The following is an 18,167-nucleotide window of genomic DNA, read 5'->3' on the forward strand; positions in this document are numbered from 1 at the left end:
GATTCAGCTTGCATCAAAATAGGTCCTGCGATCCATTTAGGCAATATGCCTATGAAAAGATCATGACTTGCCTATGATTTAAGCAATATTGCCGCCTGGATCATCCGCAAGCATTGCTGATGCGGCTCATTAAAATAATCGCCTGGGCACGATCATTTTGCCGCACCCTGCGAGAGCCGAATGGCACACGAATTGCTTTTTATCCATCGGCAGGCCGGCCTGTTTCGGCCATGCATCGACATCCGCCTGCTTGCGGTGTCCAAGCAACGAGAGGCTCTAGAATGACCAAATACAAGCTCGAGTATATCTGGCTCGATGGATACACCCCGGTCCCGAATCTTCGCGGCAAGACGCAGATCAAGGAATTCGCTGAGTTCCCGACGCTCGAGCAGCTGCCGCTGTGGGGTTTCGACGGATCCTCGACGCAGCAGGCCGAGGGCCACAGCTCCGATTGCGTGCTGAAGCCGGTCGCGGTCTATCCCGATCCGGCCCGCACCAACGGCGTGCTCGTCATGTGCGAAGTCATGATGCCCGACGGTGTTACGCCGCATGCATCCAACAAGCGCGCCACCATCCTCGACGACGAAGGCGCCTGGTTCGGCTTCGAGCAGGAATATTTCTTCTACCAGGACGGCCGTCCGCTCGGCTTCCCCGAGAGCGGCTATCCCGCACCACAGGGGCCGTACTATACCGGCGTCGGCTACTCGAATGTCGGCTCCGTTGCGCGCCAGATCGTCGAGGAACATCTTGATCTCTGCCTCGCGGCCGGCATCAACCATGAAGGCATCAACGCCGAAGTGGCGAAGGGGCAGTGGGAATTCCAGATATTCGGCAAGGGTTCCAAAAAGGCCGCCGACCAGATGTGGATGGCCCGCTATCTGATGCAGCGCTTGACCGAAAAGTACGGCATCGACATCGAATACCACTGCAAGCCCCTCGGCGACACCGACTGGAACGGCTCGGGCATGCATGCCAATTTCTCGACCACCTATATGCGTGAAGTCGGCGGCAAGGCCTATTTCGAAGCGCTGATGGCGGCTTTCGACAAGAACCTGATGGACCACATCGCCGTCTACGGCCCGGACAACGACAAACGTCTGACCGGCAAACACGAGACCGCGCCGTGGAACAGGTTCAGCTACGGCATCGCCGATCGCGGCGCCTCGATCCGCGTCCCGCATTCGTTCGTCAAGAACGATTACAAGGGCTATCTGGAAGACCGCCGTCCGAACTCGCAGGGCGACCCCTACCAGATCGCCTCGCAGATCCTGAAGACGATCGCTTCGGTGCCGGCGAGCGCAGAGATTTCGGCCGCCGCCTGATCCGTTTTGCGGGCGCTTCAATGCGCGGCAGATGGATGTTCTTGCAATAAAGGCCCGGGCGGAAGCGCCCGGGCCTTTCTTTTTACCGACCCGACATGACGCCACGCGCGGTCAGCGTCGTCACCGACTGCCCCGGAGCGGCGAATTCCCCCAAAAAAAGTCAGGTTGAAAAACAACGAGCGGTTTCACCGAAACGAGCGGCTTTGGCTGACGCTCCTTGCCGCTACTCGTCTCGTGCGGTTCCAAGTTTTCATTGAAAAAGCCCGGAAAACAGCCTGTTTCAGCTCGGTTCGTACGCGGCGGTCCTTTATATAAGCCACTGTTCATACATTGAAATCGGCGATTTATGCCTCCGTGTGGCGGCGTTGACAGGCTACGCCGCGGCATGCGTATTCGTGGCCTTGGGGTTACGCCAAGCGATGCTGTTCGAACGGGGCGGGGGTTTCGTGAACGACGGCATTGGCGGGGGCGCCGGACGAGCGGGCATTGCAGCCTGAGGCAGTGTGCCGCTCGCTCCTGGCGATTGATTGCGTCCCCCAAAAAAGCAAGTTGACCATCGTTGTGTGGCTGGCCGCACGCAATCCATCGATGAGCCTTTGGATCAGCAAAAAGCCCTTGAAGGGGGAAAACCTTCAAGGGCCTTAAAACATTATTCGAGCGGAATCCTAGACCGAATAGTACATGTCGTACTCGACCGGATGCGGGGTCATTTCGAAGCGCATCACTTCGGCCATCTTGAGCTCGATATAGCTGTCGATCTGGTCGTCGTCGAAGACGCCGCCGGCCTTCAGGAAGCCGCGGTCCTTGTCGAGGCTCTGGAGCGCTTCGCGCAGCGAACCGCAGACGGTCGGGATCTTCTTCAGTTCCTTCGGCGGCAGGTCATAGAGATCCTTGTCCATCGGCTGTCCCGGATGGATCTTGTTCTTGATGCCGTCGAGACCTGCCATCAGCATGGCGGCGAAAGCGAGGTAGGGGTTCGCGCCCGGATCGGGGAAGCGGACTTCGACGCGCTTGGCCTTTGGTGAGCTGCCGAACGGGATGCGGCAGGAAGCCGAACGGTTGCGCGCCGAATAGGCGAGCAGCACCGGCGCCTCGTAGCCCGGCACCAGGCGCTTGTAGGAGTTGGTCAGCGGGTTGGTGAAGGCGTTGATCGCCTTGGCATGCTTGATGATGCCGCCGATGTAGAACAGGCAGCTCTCCGAAAGACCGGCATATTCATTGCCGGCGAAAGTCGGCTTGCCGCCTTTCCAGATCGACTGGTGAACGTGCATGCCCGAGCCGTTATCGCCGAAGATCGGCTTCGGCATGAAGGTGGCCGTCTTGCCATAGGCATTGGCGACCTGGTGCACGACGTACTTGTAGATCAGCATCTTGTCGGCGTTGCGGACAAGCGTGTCGAACTTGATGCCGAGCTCGTGCTGGGCGGCTGCCACCTCGTGGTGGTGCTTTTCGACGCGCACCCCCATTTCAGCGAGCACCGTCAGCATCTCGGAGCGCATGTCCTGCGCCGAATCGATCGGCGGCACCGGGAAATAGCCACCCTTGATGCGCGGGCGGTGGCCGAGGTTGCCGGTCTCGTAATCGGTGTCATCGTTCGACGGCAGTTCCGTCGAATCGAGCTTGAAGCCGGTGTTATAGGGATCGGCCTTGTATTTCACGTCGTCGAACACGAAGAACTCGGCTTCCGGGCCGACATAGATGGTGTCGCCGATGCCTTCCGACTTCATGTAGGCCTCGGCCTTCTTGGCGGTACCGCGCGGGTCGCGGTTGTAGGATTCGCCCGAGACCGGATCGAGAATGTCGCACAGGATGGCCATGGTCGACTGCGCGAAGAACGGGTCCATGTGGACGGTGTCCGGATCGGGCATCAGCACCATGTCGGACTCGTTGATGGCCTTCCAGCCGGCGATCGAGGAGCCGTCGAACATGACACCGTCGGCGAACATGTCTTCCTCGACCTCGACGACATCCATGGTGACGTGCTGCAGCTTGCCCTTCGGGTCGGTGAAGCGCAGGTCGACGAATTTCACGTCGTTGTCCTTGATCTGCTTCATGATGTCTTTGGCTGTCGTCATGTCATGTAATCCCTGTGTGCTGACGTTTTTTGATGGATGACGTTTCTTAGAGGATGACCGGTTCGGATCAAACCGCGTCCATTCCGGTTTCGCCGGTGCGGATGCGCACCACTTCCTCGATGTTGGAGACGAAGATCTTGCCGTCGCCGATCCGGCCGGTCTGGGCCGCCTTGCGGATAGCCTCGATCGCGCCTTCCACGGCATCGTCGCCGAGCACGACCTCGATTTTCACCTTGGGCAGGAAGTCGACGACATATTCGGCGCCGCGGTAGAGTTCGGTATGACCCTTCTGGCGGCCGAAGCCTTTGGCCTCGGTCACCGTAATGCCTTGCAGTCCGGCCTCCTGAAGCGCTTCCTTCACTTCGTCCAGCTTGAATGGCTTGATGATCGCTTCGATCTTTTTCATGTAAAAAGTGGCCTCCACTGCCAAAAAAACGGGTTGTGAGCCCCCGCTTGCGCCTCAATCAAGCACGAACTGTGCCAGTCGAAGGGAACAGAAGCGGTGTCATACGATTTCAAAGTCATGTCACCCCCATATGCAAATTCGCGTCATTCGCTGCATCGGAACCGGCATAGATGGCTGCAGCCTACCCGGCAGGACTGTGCATGTCTGCCCAATATTCGGGCAAATTGCTCATCCTGCGGGCAGATCGGTGCCTGCAATCTTCGCGCCGATCGACGTGCTCATGACAGCGCCAACTCCTCCCCGTTTGCGTCGAGCCGAAAACTGGACAATGCTTGATCGAATGCGGATCGGCAATCCATGAGCCACGAACTTCTTACCTCCGCCGAGATGGGCGAGGCGGATCGGCTGACAATTGCAGCAGGTCCAACCGACGGCGTTGGATTGATGCGCCGTGCCGGGCAGGCCGTCGCGACCGAAGTGCTCAGCCGCTATCCCTCGGCAGCGCATGTCCATGTGTTATGCGGCCCGGGCAACAATGGCGGCGACGGTTATGTCGTCGCTCGCATTCTGGCCGGCAGCGGTGTCGCCACCACGGTCTGGACGTCTGGCCCGCCGAGGCCGGGTAGCGACGCGGCAGTCGCCGCCGCGGAATGCCCCATCAAGCCCCGACCGCTATCGGACTTTGATCCCGGTCCCCGCTCGATCGTGGTCGATGCGCTTTATGGGGCAGGGCTGTCCAAGCCGCTGTCCGGCGACGCCGCCAGGGCGGTCGATCTGGCCGCCAAGCTGCATTTGCGGGTTGTCGCCGTCGACCTGCCTTCCGGCATTTCCGGTGACAGCGGCAAAGTGCTCGGAACGTCGTTTTCAGCAGACCTCACAGTGACCTTCGCGCGCAAGAAACCCGGCCATCTGCTGCTGCCGGGCCGGGAAAGATGCGGCGAGATCGTGCTTGCCGATATCGGCATAGTGGCGGAGATCATCGCAAGGCTGCAGCCCCGCACGTTCGAGAACGGTCCAGCGCTTTGGTTGCGCGATTTACCGGTGCCGGCAATCGATGCCCACAAATACAAGCGCGGTCATGTCGGCGTCTTTTCCGGCGGGCCGAGCGCCACTGGCGCGGCGCGGCTCTCAGCCCTTGCCGCTGCCCGAAGCGGGGCAGGGGCGGTGACGGTTCTGTCGCCGGGCAACGCCATGCAGGTCAATGCCGCGCACCTGACCTCGATCATGCTGCGCAAGGCCGACGAAGCTGCCGACATAGAAGCATTCGTCGGGGAGCGCCGGCCATCGGCCTTCGTTCTCGGGCCCGGCTTTGGCATCGGCGAAAAAACCCGGGCGTTCGCACTTGCGCTACTCGCGTCGGGCAAGCCGGCCGCGTCCACCGGAATTGACGGCCTGGTCTTCGACGCCGACGCGATCACCTCGTTTCGTGAGGCGCCGGATGTCTTGTTCGAAGCCGCCCGCAGGCCGGACGCGCCCGCGCTGGTGATGACACCGCACGAAGGCGAGTTCGCCAGGCTGTTCGCGGACATCGCCGATGACAATGTCTCGTCCAAGCTGGACAAGGCACGCGTGGCGGCCGCGCGCGCCAATGCCGTCATCGTCTACAAGGGCGCCGACACGGTGATCGCCGCTCCCGATGGCAGAGCGGCGATCAATTCCAACGGCGTGGCCTGGCTTGCCACCGCAGGATCGGGCGATGTGTTGTCCGGCATCACGGCCGGCCTGCTTGCCCAAGGCATGCCGGCTTTCGAAGCGGCCTGCGCGGCGGTCTGGATCCATGCCGAGGCCGGCAGTCGGTTCGGGCCGGGGTTGATCGCCGAGGATTTGCCGCTGGCGATGGTGCCGGTGCTGCGCGAACTGGTGGCTGCCAGAGGAGGGCGCTGATCAACCGCACTTGAGCGATGACCTCGACACCGTTCACAGTGGGATGTTGTCGTGCTTCTTCCAGGGGTTCTGCATATCCTTGTTGCGCAGCATGCGAAGCGCCCGGGCCATGCGGCGGCGGGTCGAATGCGGCATGATCACCTCGTCGACATAGCCGCGCTCGGCGGCCACGAAAGGCGACAGGAAGCGGTCCTCGTAAGCCTTTGTATGAGCCGCGATCTTTTCGGCATCGCCGATGTCCTTGCGGTAGATGATCTCGACCGCGCCTCTCGCCCCCATGACGGCGATCTGCGCCGTCGGCCAGGCATAGTTCATGTCGCCGCGCAGATGTTTTGACGCCATCACATCATAGGCGCCGCCATAGGCCTTGCGGGTGATCACGGTGATCTTCGGCACGGTCGCCTCGGCATAGGCGAAAAGCAGCTTGGCGCCGTGCTTGATCAGCCCGCCATATTCCTGCGCCGTGCCCGGCAAAAAGCCTGGAACATCGACAAAGGTAACGATGGGAATAGAAAAACAGTCGCAGAAGCGCACGAAGCGCGCCGCCTTGCGGCTGGCGTCGGAATCGAGCACGCCGGCCAGCACCATCGGCTGGTTGGCGACAAAGCCAACGGTACGGCCTTCGACCCGGCCGAAACCGGTGACGATGTTCTTGGCAAAACTCTGCTGGATCTCGAAGAAGTCACCTTCGTCGGCGACCTTCAGGATCAATTCCTTGATGTCGTAAGGCTTGTTGGCGTTGTCGGGGATCAGCCGGTCGAGCGACATGTCATGGTCGGTGACCGACTGGAAGCATTCGATCTCGGGGATCTCCGACGTGTTGGAAGCTGGCAACAGGTCGATCAGCCGCCGCATCTGCAGGAGCGCCTCGACGTCATTGTCATAGGCGCCGTCGGCGATCGAGGACTTCGTCGTGTGCACCGACGCGCCGCCGAGGCTCTCGGCGGTCACCGTCTCATTGGTTACGGTCTTCACCACGTCCGGTCCGGTGACGAACATGTAGGAGGTGTCGCGCACCATGAAGATGAAGTCGGTCATGGCGGGCGAATAGACGTCACCGCCGGCGCATGGGCCCATGATGACCGAAATCTGCGGAATGACGCCGGACGCAAGCACGTTGCGCTGAAAGATCTCGGCATAGCCGCCGAGGGCTGCCACGCCCTCCTGGATACGCGCCCCGCCGGCATCGTAGAGGCCGATGATTGGCGCACGGTTGCGCAGCGCCATCTCCTGCACCTTGATGACCTTCTCGGCATGGGCTTCCGACAGCGAACCGCCGAACACGGTGAAATCCTTGGCGAAGAGGTAAACGGGACGGCCATTGACCGTGCCCCAGCCGGTGACGACGCCATCGCCGGCGATCTTTGTCTTCTCCATGCCGAAATCGGTCGAGCGGTGCTCGACATACATGTCGAATTCCTCGAACGAGCCTTCGTCGAGAAACACTTCGATGCGTTCGCGCGCGGTGAGCTTGCCCTTCTTGTGCTGCGCATCGATACGGGCCTGGCCACCACCCATGCGGGCGATGTCGCGCCGCCGCTCGAGTTCCTTCAGCACGTCCTTCATCGTTCGATCCCCAAAATCGGAAGCTGCGTTTGTGGTAATGATGCCGGTCGGGGAGTGCAAGCGTCGGCTTTTTGGCTGGTTTTTGCTGCACCGCAACATTGCGCCCCTTGCATTCCAGGCCGAACTCAGCCATATGCAGCCCATAGGCGCTTGGGCCGGGAGATTCCGGCCTTCTCGACAAATGAGACTGGTTGCGTCTGTTTTCCCTCTTTCCGGTATATCGGCCCTCTTCCGATACATCACAAAGTGGCGAAAAAGCCCCGTGGCATGATGCCTGCGGGCACGACAGCGCAGCCGAGTGGACGCACGCGTCCGCCCGCCTTGTCGTTTCATATAAAATTTTCGACGGCAGGTTGCGCCCTGCCGCCATTGACGTTTGCGGCCAGAGGCCGCGTGAAAGAAGATTATTTTGACCAACGAAAACACATTGCCCGGCAACGACACCGCGGAACTCTCCGGTTTCGCGGCGCTGGGAATTACCGGTGCGCTGCTCAAGGCCACCCACAATGCCGGCTTCGCCGAACCGAAGCCGATCCAGATGCAGGCGATCCCGCCGCAGCTGGAAGGCCGTGACATTTTCGGCATCGCCCAGACCGGCTCCGGCAAGACCGCTGCCTTCGCGCTGCCGATCCTGTCGAAGATCATCGCACTCGGCACCAAGCGGCGCGCCAAGACGACCCGCGCGCTCATCCTGGCGCCGACCCGCGAACTCGCGGTGCAAATCGAGGACACCATCAAGATCCTCGCCAAGGGCGCGCATGTCTCGACGGCACTCGTGCTGGGCGGTGTCTCGCGCTTCAGCCAGGTGAAGAAGGTTGCTCCCGGCGTCGATATCCTCATCGCCACGCCCGGCCGGTTGACCGACCTGGTGCGCGAGGGCGACCTCATCCTCTCCGACACCAAATGGCTGGTGCTGGACGAGGGCGACCGCATGCTCGACATGGGCTTCATCAACGACGTCAAGCGCATCGCCAAGGCGACCGCGCCCGATCGTCAGACGGCGCTGTTCTCGGCCACCATGCCGGACGAGATCGCCGAACTCGCCAAGGGCCTCCTGAAGAACCCGGTCCGCATCGAGGTCTCGCCGCAAAGCACCGCGGCGGCCGAGATCGTGCAGGGCGTCGTCTTCGCCCGCACCAAGCAGAAGCGCCAGGTGCTGTCGACGATGCTCGCCGACGAAGCGATGAAGTCCGTCATCATCTTCTCGCGCACCAAGCATGGCGCGGACCGGGTGACCAAGGACCTGGAACGCGACGGCTTCAAGGCCGCCGTCATTCATGGCAACAAGTCGCAGAATGCCCGTCAGAAGGCACTGAATGATTTCCGTGATGGATCGGTGCGCATTCTGGTCGCGACCGACATCGCCGCGCGCGGCATCGACGTGCCCGGCATCAGCCATGTCGTGAATTTCGACCTGCCGGACGAAGCCGAAAGCTATGTCCACCGTATCGGCCGCACCGGCCGCAACGGTATGGATGGCATCGCGATCACGCTCTGCGATCCTTCGGAGAACAGCAAGCTGCGTCAGGTCGAGCGCATCATCCGCACCAAGCTGCCAATCGTTGCCGACCATCTCGGCAGCCCCGATCCCGCACGCAATCCTGCGGAAAAAAACGAGCGCTTCGAACCTGCCAACGATCGCGACCGCAATGGCCGTCGCGACGGCAGGCGGCCGGGCGGCGAGAAGAAGCCGAACAACGGCTTCGGCAAGAAGCGTTTCGGCGACAAGCCGGCCTTTGCCGGTGAGCGCAAGCCGGAAGGTGCAAAACCCTTCAAGGGCAACAACAAGCGCCGCTTCGGCGGCAAGCGTCCGGCCGCACGGGCTGCCTAACGAAACCTCGCGGCAACCGGCCAGTTCCTAACGGTTGCCTGGTGCCGACTACGAATGAAACGGCGGCTGAACATTGCTTCAGCCGCCGTTTTGTCTTCCAACCTCACTTCGCCACCGCTTCGATCCAGACGGCAATCCGTTGCGCCAGGAATGCGGTGGTGGATGGCGATAGCGCGTCGCCGGCAATGACATGGTTGTCTGGATCGCCAGTGCTTTCGATGGGCACCAGCTCATGCGCGGCACCCCAGCGCGCGGCGATCTCACGCGTGCGGTCGGGTCGCACGACCCTGTCTATATCCGAGAAGATGAACAGGGCGGGAATGGTCGCCTTCTCCACCGGCGCGCCATAGGCAAGGTCGGTCAGCGCCTGCATCGGCATCGTCGCGGCGATCGGATATCTGGTGGTCCAGAATTTCTCATGCAGCGCGTTGCGCGGCGCGAAGCTGCGTTCCTTGCCGGCGACGAGTTCCGCGATCTGCTTGCCCCAGGGCATGGTCAGGATCTCGGCGCCGGATGCTTTCACGCCGAAATTGGGCGAGATGAATGCAATGGCCGCCACACCCTCGGACGCCCCGGGCTGCGTCGCCGCCCAGGCCGCCAGCGCGCCGCCGGTCGATGTCGAGATGACGATCACCTTGTCGCCGATTGCCCGGCCGATGGCGAGCGCCTCCTCATAATCGTTGATCCAGGCGTTGACGCTGCCTTGCGTCATCGCCGCGCCGTCCTGCCCGTGGCCGGTGAGGCGGGTGTAGAACAGGTTGGCGTCGAGCTGGTCGGCCACGTCGTCGGGCAAGGGTCGGATCTCGCCCTTCGATGCGGAAAAGCCGTGGATGTAGACGATCGACAGCGGTGTCTTTGCGTGCACCATTGGGTTGGCCCAGACGATCTCCTTCTCCAGCCCGTCGCGGATACCGGGTACGGCAGCCTCCACTTTTGCCACATAGGCCTGTGGGTCGTCGCCGATGGCGGAAGGATCGAAATGGATCGTGGTGTCGACGAGTACGCGTGGACCCAGTAGGAAGGTCAGTGCAAGGACGGCGATCAGGCCCAGCACAGCAAGCACGATCCGTCGCCCCATCGCAGACTCCACGCAACAACATTCAAACTATGGTGGTGGCCATGAACAGGCAACGGCCGTTCAGGCGGCCAAGCCACCAATCCTGTGGGCATTATTTGTTGGGCGGTTTGCGCTCATAATGCAGCGGGCGCGCTTTCCAGCTGGTCGTCAGGCTGATCACCCATCGGCATAGCGGCCTTGGCAGCATGCCGAGAATTTTCAACGGCCAGCTCGTTCTGTACGGGAACGTCACTTCGAAGCCGCCGGATTTGATTCCCCGCACCATGCGGCGCGTCGCGCGGCCGACCGGCATCAGGCCAGGCATCGGCAGCATGTTCTTTTCGGTCAATGGCGTGTCGACAAAACCGGGGTTAATCACCTGGACGCGGATGTTCATCTTGTCGAAATCATATTTCAGCGACTCGGCCAGAATGTTGATAGCCGCCTTGGTACCGCCATAGGCCGCCGTGGTCGGCCAGCCGAAATAGGCGGTCACCGAGCCGACCAGAACGACATGCCCACGCGCGCGCACCCGCATATGCTCGACGACAGGCACCAGCCCATTGATGATGCCGAAATAGTTGACTTCGAAGGAGCGGCGGAAATCCTTGACGACGAGGGACTCTCCGGGTGTCGAGATGTAATTTCCGGCATTGAAGATGGCGAGCACGATCGGCCCGAGGTCGTTCTCGATCGCCGCCACCGTTCTTGCCATGCGCGGCTCGTCGGTGACGTCGCAGGGAAAGGACACGACCTTGCCCGGCATCTGCGCGGTCTCGACGATGAGCGTGTCGATCGGATCGTCGTCCAGCGCTGTCACAGCCACCGCATAGCCTTGTGACGCCAGATCCCTGGCCAGCGAGCGGCCAATGCCGCTGCTGCCGCCGGTGACCCAGGCTACGCCGTGTTTCGGATCGGCCCGATAGAGTGTCATGCTGCGCCCTGCCGAGTTGTTATGTCTTGCTCTAGCGGTGGAGAAATCGAATGAAAAGAGTGCTTCTCGACGCCGGGTGCAAATGAACTGTCCGGTGTCCACCGGTCCCCGGCGACATCCATACACCGCAGCGCCGGAAATGCGACTGGACCAGACGAATTCTTGCCTTGAAACCGAAGCGTTGGGTTTCTAGGGTTTCGGCGCACGCATACAAGGAATCCCGAATGCCCCGTTCAGTGATCGACGCGATCGGCAACACGCCCCTGATCCGCCTCAATAAGGCTTCCGAAGAAACCGGCTGCGAGATCCTGGGCAAGGCCGAGTTCATGAATCCGGGGCAGTCGGTTAAGGATCGCGCCGGCCTGTTCATCATCCGTGATGCCGAACAACGCGGCCTGTTGCAGCCGGGCGGTGTCATCGTCGAGGGAACCGCCGGCAACACCGGCATCGGGCTGACGCTCGTCGCCAAGGCGCTGGGCTATCGCACTGTCATCGTCATTCCGGATACGCAGAGTCAGGAAAAGAAGGACACGATCAGGCTGCTCGGCGCCGAGCTGATCGAAGTGCCGGCCGTGCCTTACAGGAATCCCAACAACTACGTGAAACTGTCGGGACGGCTGGCGGAGCAGATGGCCAGGAGCGAACCGAACGGCGCGATCTGGGCCAACCAGTTCGACAATGTCGCCAACCGCGATGGCCATATCCGCACCACGGCCGAGGAAATCTGGGCCCAGACCGGCGGCAAGGTCGACGGTTTTGTCTCGGCGGTGGGGTCGGGCGGAACGCTGGCCGGTGTCGGGCTCGGATTGAAGGCCAAGAGCAAGAACGTCAAGATCGCGCTCGCCGACCCTCTCGGCGCCGCGCTCTACAGTTTCTACACCAGCGGCGAGCTGAAGTCAGAAGGCAGTTCGATTACCGAAGGCATCGGGCAGGGGCGCATCACCGCCAACCTCGAAGGCTTCACGCCTGACTTCTCCTACCAGATCAGGGATGAGGACGCGCTGCCGATCGTCTTTGACCTGATCCAGGAGGAAGGCCTGTGCGTCGGCGGCTCGACCGGCATCAACATCGCCGGCGCGGTGCGGCTGGCTGCGGAATTGGGTCCGGGCCACACCATCGTGACGATCCTTTGCGACTACGGGACGCGCTACCAGTCGAAGCTATTCAACCCCGAATTCCTGCGCGAAAAGCAACTGCCGGTACCAGGCTGGATGGAATTGCAGAGCAAGATTTCAGTGCCCTTCGAGAAGGTCACGTGATGGCGCACCGGACCGAAGCGCTGTTTCGCGACGACGCCTATCTCCGCACGGCGGATGCCACGGTCGTCGCCATCAATGAGCGCGGCGGCATCATCCTCGACCGGACGATCTTCTATGCCACTTCCGGCGGCCAGCCGGGCGATAGCGGCACGTTGGAGCGTGCCGACGGCAGCCGCGTCGCAATTGCCGCCACGATCACTGGCGAGACCAAGGACGAGATCATCCATGTGCCGTCACCGGAGCAGGCCTTGCCGGAGGTGGGCGAGACGGTGAAGCTCGCCATCGACTGGGAGCGCCGGCATCTGCTGATGCGCATGCACGCGGCTTGCCACCTGCTCACCGTTGTCTGCCCGTTCCCGATCACCGGGGCGGCGGTTTCCGAGGACGACAGCCGTGTCGATTTTGACATTCCAGACGCCAGCTTCATCAAGGAAGAGGTGACCGCCGGCATGATGGATCTGGTGCGGGCCGATCATCCCATCTTCACCAGGCTGATCAGCGACGAGGAATTGGCCGCGAATCCTGGCTTGGTGAAGTCCAAGAACGTCCGACCGCCTGTTGGCACCGGCAAGATCCGTCTGGTCTGCATCGGTGACAATGCCTCGGTGGACAGCCAGCCCTGCGGCGGCACCCATGTGAGGAGCACCGGCGAAATCGGCGAAATCCACATCGGCAAGATCGAAAAGAAGGGCCGGGAGAACAGGCGCTTCCGCATCCGCTTCGGCCCGATGCCGGCGAACTGAACAGACAGACACCATCAAAAGGCGGCAGGAGAAAAGAATGGCCGAAGACAGTCCTTTTACCGTCGATGCGGACTGGCTGCAGGAACGCCTCGGCCAGCCGGGCCTGACGATCATTGACGCCTCCTGGTATCTGCCTGCACAAAGGCGCGACGCGCGCGCCGAGTATGATGCGGCTCACATTCCTGGCGCCCGTTTCCTGGACCAGGACGCGGTTTCGGATCCTGACGCTGCCTTGCCGCATACACTGCCATCCCCGCAGCATTTCGCCCAATATGTCGGCGCGATGGGCGTTTCGGCCGATGATACCATCGTCGTCTATGATGGCCCGGGCTTTTTCTCCGCACCGCGGGCATGGTGGATGTTCCGGATCATGGGTGTCTTCCAGACCTATATTCTGGACGGCGGCTTTGATGGCTGGAAGGCGACCGGCCGGCCGGTAACGGCCGAGCCGACGAAGATCGCGCCAAGCGTCTTTCATGCCGATTTCGACGCCGGTCGCGTCGTCGGTCTGGCCGATATGCGCCGGATTGTCGATACAAAGACAGCACAGATCGCCGATGCCCGTGGGCCGGGCCGCTTCACCGGCAGCGAACCCGAGCCCCGCGCTGGCATCCGCTCCGGCCACATGCCGGGCGCGCGCAATGTGCCGTACTCCGCACTGTCGGAAAACGGCAGGCTGCTGCCGAAGGACCGTTTGCGCAAGGTGATAGAGGACGCCGGTATCGACCTATCCAAACCCGTGGTCACATCCTGCGGCTCCGGCGTCACCGCCGCGGTGGTCACGCTGGCGCTGGAGACGCTTGGCCATACCGACAACAGGCTTTATGACGGCTCATGGACCGAGTGGGGCGGATTGCCCAATACACCAGTCGTGACCGGCCCAGCAACGACCGGCAAGGAATGAATTGATGGAAAACGGCGTGCTGCAGGACATTGAGGTCACGGTGACTTTTCTCGAAATGCATGCCCCACCGCCCGTCTCGCCGCCGGTACCCTACAACCGTCAGGTCGCACTTCTGAAGACCAGGGACATTCCCTTGCATTTCTATCGCTACCTGATGGACCGGGTGGGACGCAAATGGCACTGGGTGAATGTTCTGAGGCTGAATGACGATGAGCTGTCAGCCGGAATCCACCGCGAGGATCGCGACATCAGGGTGCTCTATCTCGACGGTGCGCCGGCCGGCTTCTTCGATCTCAAGCCGCATCTGCCCGAGGAAGTCGAACTCGCCTATTTCGGCATGATGGAACATGCCACCGGTCAAGGCATCGGTCGCTGGTTCCTTGGTTCGGCGATTGCCGCAGCATGGTCGTATGGGCCGAAAAGGGTGACGGTGCAGACCTGCACGCTCGACCACCCGGCCGCGCTACCGCTCTACCAGAAGCTCGGTTTCAAGCCGGTGGCGCAGAAGAAGGAAGTCGTGCATCCCCTGCCTTTCGCCGAGCGCTCGGCCAGCGTCATGCGGCCGTAAGTTCAGCCGGAATCCGCCGCCGCTTCGATGATTCATCAAGGGATTGTCGAACTGATTAGCCGATTAACGATTTCGGTAGCCCTCCCGGAGCTCGAAGGGAGGATCCGACATCGGATCGGCTCATGCACGCTTGGCAGGAATCGGGTGGGAAGCACGGCGGCGAGCGCATAGTTTCCGGTCGCCAGTACCGGAGATCTTACGATGACCATCCAATTCACAGCTCTGCCGACCGAAAATGTCAGGGCGCTGCAGCGCGGCGGCCCCGATGCCTATGGCCGTACGCCCGAGCGGAAAATCTCTGACGGCGACGGGATGCCTTGCCGTCATTGTCTCAGGAATATCGCCGCCGGCGATGTCTATCTCATCCTCGCCTACCGGCCATTTCCAGACCCTCAGCCCTATGCAGAAGCCGGGCCGATCTTCCTGCATGCCCAGGAATGCGAGCGTGCCGTCGGGACAAGGGAGCCGCCGGAGATCCTCGACAGCCCGGACTATATCGTGCGCGGCTATGGCGGCGATGATCGCATCGTCTACGGCAGCGGTGGCATCATCCCGACCGGAGCAATTGCCGCACGAGCCGAGACTTTGTTGGAGCGTGAGGACATTGCCTATGTGCATGTCCGCTCGGCGCGCAACAATTGCTATCAGTGCCGCATCGAGCGCGCATAAGATCAAGGGATTGGCGGCAGAAAGTCTCTGTCGCACTGCTGTCGCATAGACGCGCTAGAAAGCCAGTGTCGATCGATTGGCCGACCGCGGATGAACCGGCGGCAATCTCGATATCGAGGAAGCGGGGCTTTGGCTCCGCTTTTTTGTTGTCCGCGTTCGGCCCTAACGTCTTTCGCCGCAAAAAAGCCCGCCGGCATGGCCGACGGGCTTCGACTGTTTGCCTGGAGGGGCTTAGTTGAACTTGTACTTCGCGCCGATACGCACGGTATGGAAGGAAGCCTTGGAAGTGATGGAGTCGTCGGGGAGGCCGAGATCCGACGAGAAATCCTTCTTGGCAAACTGCGAATAGCGGTATTCCAGACCGAGCGTGACGTTGCTCGACACTGCCGTTTCCAGGCCACCACCGACTGAGAAGCCGCTGGAACCCCAGTCGATGATATCACCGACCGGATCGGAAGCGTTCAGATCGAAATGCTGCCAGCTATAGCCAGCCAGTGCATAGGCAAGGGTCGATTCGTTCATCTTCATGCCGACGCGGCCCAGCACATCGAAGCCGTAGTCCGTATCCAGATTGATCGAGCCGCCTGGGATGTCGAGCTGGCTGGTCATGCCCGAATAACGAGCATCGACCATGACACCCGCAACCCAGCTGCCGAAGTCATGATCATAGCCGACGTTCAACTCGCCAAGCACGCCTTCACCACCAAGGCCGTTGAACTTGGCACCGAGAAGCGGCGGGATTTCGAGCTGGTGCACCGATGCGCCGGCGCCCAAGCCACCACCGATATAGAAGCCGGTCCAGTTGTAGGCGGGTGTTTCAAACGAAGCGGCGGCTCCGTTCTGCGCACCGAAGCGATAGCTGGCGGCAACCTGGAATGTGTGACGCGACGTGTCGAGATTGAGTGCGCCGTCCGGCGAAGGAATGCCAGCTTCGGAAAGGAGATCGTCCTTGGTGCCGAAGCGGGTGTAGCGGTATTCTGTTTTGATCGTCCAGTTGCTGTTGATCGCGGTTTCGAGACCACCCCCGACGAAATATCCGCTCTGGTCCCAATCGAAGCCGAAACCGGCATTGGTATCGAGCTTGTACTTCTGCCAGGAATAGCCGCCCATGACGTAGCCCAGCGTAGTCGGCGTGATCAGGTAACCAGCACGCAAACCGGCATCGAAGCCGTATGTCTCCTGAATAGACGCGTCGAAAGGGCCGACATCCAGCGACGTTTCAATGTTGCCAACATGGACATCGACAAGCCCACCCAGAAGGAAGCGGGGCGACACCATATAGTCGTAACCAGCGGTAAGTTCGCCGTAGACCCCTTCACCGCCGATGCCATCCAAAGACAGACCGGGGATGAAATCGCTGCTGAGCTTGTGCGAGTTGGCTCCGGCGCCGATACCGAAGCCGACATAAACGCCACTCCAGTTAAAACCGGATGCCTCGACCGGTTGCACAACATCAGCGGCATGCGCGACCGACATAATTGCCACCGCCGATACTGCACTAAGAAGAATAGATTTCGCTGAAACGCGAAGAAACATAGCCCGTACCCCTAATCAATAAGCCCAAGATGTTCCTAGCAGGGAGTCGGCCAAGAAGGGTATGACAAAAATGCAACAATAGGGGGTAAAGTGCCCTTACGGCACACGCTTCGATGGTCCTCTGGGAAGCGGGTTTGGCGCATCATTGCCCAAAGCAAAAGCCCGCCGGAGTGAACCGGCGGGCAAGAGTGTGAGTTGACTTTTTCTGGGTATATTCCGGGTATATTAAGCCGCCAGCACTGCTTTCGGCTCGACCAGTTCGTAGCCGAGCGCTTCGGCGACCGCGCGGTTGGTGATCTTGCCCTTGTGGACATTGAGGCCGTTGCGCAGGTGATGGTCATCGACCAGTGCCTTCAGGCCCTTGTCCGCGAGTTGCAGACCATAGTGCAGCGTCGCGTTGTTGAGCGCGTGGGCCGAGGTGACCGGCACGGCACCTGGCATATTGGCAACGCAGTAGTGGATCACGCCGTCGACCTCGTAGGTGGGCTCGGCATGGGTGGTGGCGTGCGAGGTCTCGAAGCAGCCGCCCTGGTCGATGGCGACATCGACCAGTACCGAGCCCTTCTTCATGCCGGACAGCATTTCGCGGCTGACGAGCTTCGGTGCGGCGGCGCCCGGGATGAGCACGGCGCCGACGACGATGTCGGCCGAGAAGCATTCTTCCTCGAGCGCCTCGACGGTCGAGTAACGGGTGTGGACCCGGCCGGCGAAGAGGTCGTCAAGCTGGCGCAGGCGCGGGATCGAGCGGTCGATGATGGTGACATCGGCGCCAAGGCCGGCGGCCATACGGGCCGCGTGCAGGCCAACGACGCCGCCGCCAAGCACGGTGACCTTGCCCGGCAGCACGCCGGGTACGCCGCCGAGCAGCACGCCGCGGCCGCCATTGGCCTTCTGCAGCGCCGTGGCGCCGGCCTGGATCGACAAGCGGCCGGCGACTTCCGACATCGGGGCCAGCAGCGGCAGGCCGCCACGATCGTCGGTCACGGTTTCGTAGGCGATCGCCGTCACGCCCGAGGCGAGCAGGCCCTTGGTCTGCTCCGGATCCGGAGCCAAATGGAGATAAGTGTACAGGATCTGGCCTTCGCGCAGCTGTGCCCATTCATTGGGCTGCGGCTCCTTGACCTTGACGATCATGTCCGACTTGGCGAACACGTCGGCGGCCGCCTTGGCGATGATGGCGCCGGCGGCGCGGTAGGCGTTGTCATCGGCGCCGATGCCGGCGCCCGCGCCGGTCTCGACCAGCACTTCATGGCCATGGGCGACATATTCGCGTACCGAGCCCGGCGTCAGGCCGACACGGTATTCGTGGTTCTTGATTTCCTTGGGGCTGCCGATGCGCATTTTCTTCTCCTGATCCGGGCCCTTTTGGGCTCACTCCCTGTAGTGCTGGAGTGAACCATGAATCGGCGTGCA

Annotated in this window: 15 protein-coding genes; 8 read left to right on the plus strand and 7 right to left on the minus strand. The window is 61.6% G+C overall.

Annotation, left to right across the window (positions count from 1 at the left end; translation table 11 throughout):
- The first annotated feature begins 281 nt into the window (after positions 1 to 281).
- Positions 282 to 1,322 (plus strand): glutamine synthetase beta-grasp domain-containing protein, encoded by a 1,041-nt coding sequence (locus tag FJ950_RS25605; RefSeq protein WP_140619553.1) that lies wholly within the window; start codon positions 282 to 284, stop codon positions 1,320 to 1,322.
- Positions 1,323 to 1,987: 665 nt separating this feature from the next.
- On the opposite strand, the gene glnA is transcribed toward FJ950_RS25605, so the two are convergent.
- Together glnA and FJ950_RS25615 are read right to left on the minus strand one after the other, a co-directional pair.
- Positions 1,988 to 3,397 carry a type I glutamate--ammonia ligase gene (gene glnA, locus FJ950_RS25610; protein ID WP_140619555.1) on the minus strand — a complete coding sequence of 470 codons (1,410 nt, stop codon included), beginning with the start codon at positions 3,395 to 3,397 and terminating at the stop codon, positions 1,988 to 1,990.
- A 67-nt stretch (positions 3,398 to 3,464) separates the two neighbouring features.
- Positions 3,465 to 3,803: a P-II family nitrogen regulator gene (locus FJ950_RS25615; protein ID WP_006205430.1), complete on the minus strand. Its 339-nt coding sequence runs from the start codon at positions 3,801 to 3,803 to the stop codon at positions 3,465 to 3,467.
- Positions 3,804 to 4,160: 357 nt separating this feature from the next.
- On the opposite strand from FJ950_RS25615, the gene FJ950_RS25620 reads away from it, so the two are divergent.
- Positions 4,161 to 5,687, plus strand: a complete 1,527-nt coding sequence (locus tag FJ950_RS25620) for an NAD(P)H-hydrate dehydratase (RefSeq protein WP_140619557.1) — start codon at positions 4,161 to 4,163, stop codon at positions 5,685 to 5,687.
- Positions 5,688 to 5,720: 33 nt separating this feature from the next.
- On the opposite strand, the gene FJ950_RS25625 is transcribed toward FJ950_RS25620, so the two are convergent.
- A complete protein-coding gene (locus tag FJ950_RS25625; RefSeq protein ID WP_140619559.1) occupies positions 5,721 to 7,253 on the minus strand; it encodes an acyl-CoA carboxylase subunit beta in 1,533 nt (510 codons plus the stop codon).
- Between the two features lie 409 nt (positions 7,254 to 7,662).
- Between FJ950_RS25625 and FJ950_RS25630 the strand changes: the two genes are divergently transcribed.
- On the plus strand, positions 7,663 to 9,084 hold the full coding sequence (locus FJ950_RS25630) for a DEAD/DEAH box helicase (RefSeq protein WP_015317958.1): 1,422 nt from the start codon (positions 7,663 to 7,665) through the stop codon (positions 9,082 to 9,084).
- A gap of 103 nt (positions 9,085 to 9,187) precedes the next feature.
- Here the strand turns inward: FJ950_RS25630 and FJ950_RS25635 are convergent, their stop codons facing one another.
- A complete protein-coding gene (locus tag FJ950_RS25635; protein ID WP_140619560.1) occupies positions 9,188 to 10,162 on the minus strand; it encodes an alpha/beta fold hydrolase in 975 nt (324 codons plus the stop codon).
- Positions 10,163 to 10,253: 91 nt separating this feature from the next.
- Positions 10,254 to 11,075, minus strand: a complete 822-nt coding sequence (locus tag FJ950_RS25640; protein WP_140619562.1) for an SDR family oxidoreductase — start codon at positions 11,073 to 11,075, stop codon at positions 10,254 to 10,256.
- A 224-nt stretch (positions 11,076 to 11,299) separates the two neighbouring features.
- Here FJ950_RS25640 and FJ950_RS25645 point away from each other — a divergent pair, with 224 nt between their 5' ends.
- The 5 genes from FJ950_RS25645 to FJ950_RS25665 all read left to right on the plus strand — a co-directional run bounded on the left by FJ950_RS25645 (position 11,300) and on the right by FJ950_RS25665 (position 15,218).
- On the plus strand, positions 11,300 to 12,334 hold the full coding sequence (locus tag FJ950_RS25645) for a cysteine synthase A (protein ID WP_140619563.1): 1,035 nt from the start codon (positions 11,300 to 11,302) through the stop codon (positions 12,332 to 12,334).
- The gene (locus FJ950_RS25650) at positions 12,334 to 13,077 is read left to right on the plus strand and encodes an alanyl-tRNA editing protein (protein ID WP_015317954.1); all 744 of its coding nucleotides are present in this window, start codon (positions 12,334 to 12,336) and stop codon (positions 13,075 to 13,077) included. The genes FJ950_RS25645 and FJ950_RS25650 overlap by 1 nt, the downstream gene beginning before the upstream one ends.
- Before the next feature lie 37 nt (positions 13,078 to 13,114).
- Positions 13,115 to 13,981, plus strand: coding sequence for a 3-mercaptopyruvate sulfurtransferase (gene sseA, locus FJ950_RS25655; protein ID WP_140619565.1), 867 nt, complete (start codon positions 13,115 to 13,117; stop codon positions 13,979 to 13,981).
- Between the two features lie 4 nt (positions 13,982 to 13,985).
- The gene (locus FJ950_RS25660; protein ID WP_015317952.1) at positions 13,986 to 14,549 is read left to right on the plus strand and encodes a GNAT family N-acetyltransferase; all 564 of its coding nucleotides are present in this window, start codon (positions 13,986 to 13,988) and stop codon (positions 14,547 to 14,549) included.
- A gap of 201 nt (positions 14,550 to 14,750) precedes the next feature.
- Entirely contained in the window at positions 14,751 to 15,218 is a 468-nt protein-coding gene (locus FJ950_RS25665; protein WP_140619567.1) for a DUF1203 domain-containing protein, read from the plus strand.
- Between the two features lie 231 nt (positions 15,219 to 15,449).
- On the opposite strand, the gene FJ950_RS25670 is transcribed toward FJ950_RS25665, so the two are convergent.
- Positions 15,450 to 16,754 carry an outer membrane beta-barrel protein gene (locus FJ950_RS25670; protein WP_140619569.1) on the minus strand — a complete coding sequence of 435 codons (1,305 nt, stop codon included), beginning with the start codon at positions 16,752 to 16,754 and terminating at the stop codon, positions 15,450 to 15,452.
- Between the two features lie 225 nt (positions 16,755 to 16,979).
- On the minus strand, positions 16,980 to 18,095 hold the full coding sequence (ald, locus tag FJ950_RS25675) for an alanine dehydrogenase (RefSeq protein WP_140619570.1): 1,116 nt from the start codon (positions 18,093 to 18,095) through the stop codon (positions 16,980 to 16,982).
- Positions 18,096 to 18,167: the final 72 nt, after the last annotated feature.

The sequence above is a fragment of the Mesorhizobium sp. B2-3-14 genome (genome assembly GCF_006442175.1).
Classification (GTDB): domain Bacteria; phylum Pseudomonadota; class Alphaproteobacteria; order Rhizobiales; family Rhizobiaceae; genus Mesorhizobium; species Mesorhizobium australicum.